This window comes from Cryobacterium levicorallinum, from assembly GCF_004402405.1.
Lineage (GTDB): Bacteria > Actinomycetota > Actinomycetes > Actinomycetales > Microbacteriaceae > Cryobacterium > Cryobacterium levicorallinum.
This window is the reverse complement of sequence record NZ_SOFE01000024.1, coordinates 1-1,570: the sequence shown is the minus strand read 5'-3', so window position 1 is coordinate 1,570 and position 1,570 is coordinate 1. Positions and strand designations below refer to the sequence as shown.

Annotated in this window: 1 protein-coding gene; it reads right to left on the bottom strand. The window is 62.3% G+C overall.

Going from position 1 to position 1,570, the window contains the following annotated elements; genetic code table 11:
- Positions 1 to 32: 32 nt before the first annotated feature.
- Positions 33 to 1,480, bottom strand: a protein-coding gene (locus E3O11_RS15005; RefSeq protein ID WP_373866172.1) for an IS3 family transposase whose coding sequence is annotated in 2 segments (ribosomal slippage) — positions 33 to 1,123 and positions 1,123 to 1,480 — 1,449 coding nt in all. Because the reading frame shifts where the segments join, the coding sequence is not laid out codon by codon here.
- Positions 1,481 to 1,570: the final 90 nt, after the last annotated feature.

Below are 1,570 nucleotides of genomic sequence, written 5' to 3'. Positions count from 1 at the left end.
CGGAAGATGTCAACCTTTATGAGTCAGTTTCTTTAGGTGGTCATTGAGTTCGTTCCTGCCTTCAGGGGTTCGTTGATCCAGGTCGTGGTCGGGAACGTTAGTGGCGTCGGGTGATGCCGAACGAAGCGTTCCGGGTGGGCGGCATAGGCCGTCGTGAGAACGCGGGCGCGAGCGTGCTGGATGGCGGGTGCGCGGCCGTGATGCAGGTTGAACGGGGTGTGCATTCCGATGCCGGAATGGCGATGCTCGTGGTTATACCAGTCGTAGAACTCGGTGCAGAATGAGCGTGCCTCGGCGAGACTAGAGAACCGGTCGGGGAACTCGGGCCGGTACTTCAGAATTTTGAAATGCGATTCCGAAAATGGATTGTCATTACTCGTATGCGGGCGGGAGTGCGATTTAGTCACGCCCAGGTCGGCGAGCAGAAACGCGACGGGTTTCGACGCCATTGAGGAGCCGTTGTCGGAGTGGATCGTCAGCTGATCGCGGCGAATGTTCTGCTTCTGGATCGTGTCGAACAGGAGCCGCTCAGCGAGCTCGGCGGACTCCCGGGTCGCGACCATCCACCCGACGACGTACCGCGAGTAAATGTCGATGATCGTATACAAGTGGAAGTACGACCATTTGGCCGGACCCTTCAACTTCGTAATGTCCCACGACCAGGTCATGTTGGGTCCCGTCGCGATGAGTTCGGGCTTGATGCGCGCCGGGTGCGCGGCCTGAGCACGACGCTCCCCGGTCTCACCGTGGGCACGGAGCAGACGATACATCGTCGCTACGGAGCAGAGGTAGGTACCCTCATCGAGGAGGATCGCCTGGATCTCCGCCGGCGCTTTATCCACGAACCGCTCGGACCGCAGAACCTCCAGAACAGCGGCGCACTCCAGTTCGGTCAGTGCCCGCGGCTGCTTCGCCGGCTGCGGCCGGGGCCGCGGCGATGACGGCGGCCGTGGTGACCGCGGGTGTTGGCGGTAGTGCGTCGCCCGCGACCGGCCCACGGCCAGGCACGCGTCCCGCGTGCCCACGAGCGGGACAAGTTCGGTGATGGTGGCGTCGATTATTTCTCGGTGTTCGTCTCGCTGCTGTTGGTCGAGAGTTGATCCAACAGAGCCGAGAGTTTTCCCTGGATCGCGATCACCTGCCTCGCCGTCTCCAACTCGCCCGACAGCCGGAGGTTCTCTTTCCGCAGCCGGGCTGCATCCTTCTCCGCCGCACTGGCTGGCGGCGCTCCCGCGGGCCGCGCCAAGGCAGCCAGCACCCCCTTGTCTCGTTGATCACGCCACGAGCTGACCAAGGAGGTATACAGCTTTTCCCTGCGGAGCAGCGCCCCACGGCCCTGCCGATTCAAGCTCTCATACTCGGTCAGAATGTCGCGTTTGTACTTGGCGGTATAGGTTCGCCGCCGAGCACGCTCGGGAACCTGGGGATCGGGAACATCTTCCATCCCTACAGCCTGCCCGGTCGAGCTGAGTCCTGTCATTCCTGCGTTCGTCAAGGGGAACTCCTTCCCCGCCCTCTACGACACTATTCGGGACGATCCCGGTGCCTTATCCAAGGTTGACAGAGAGGG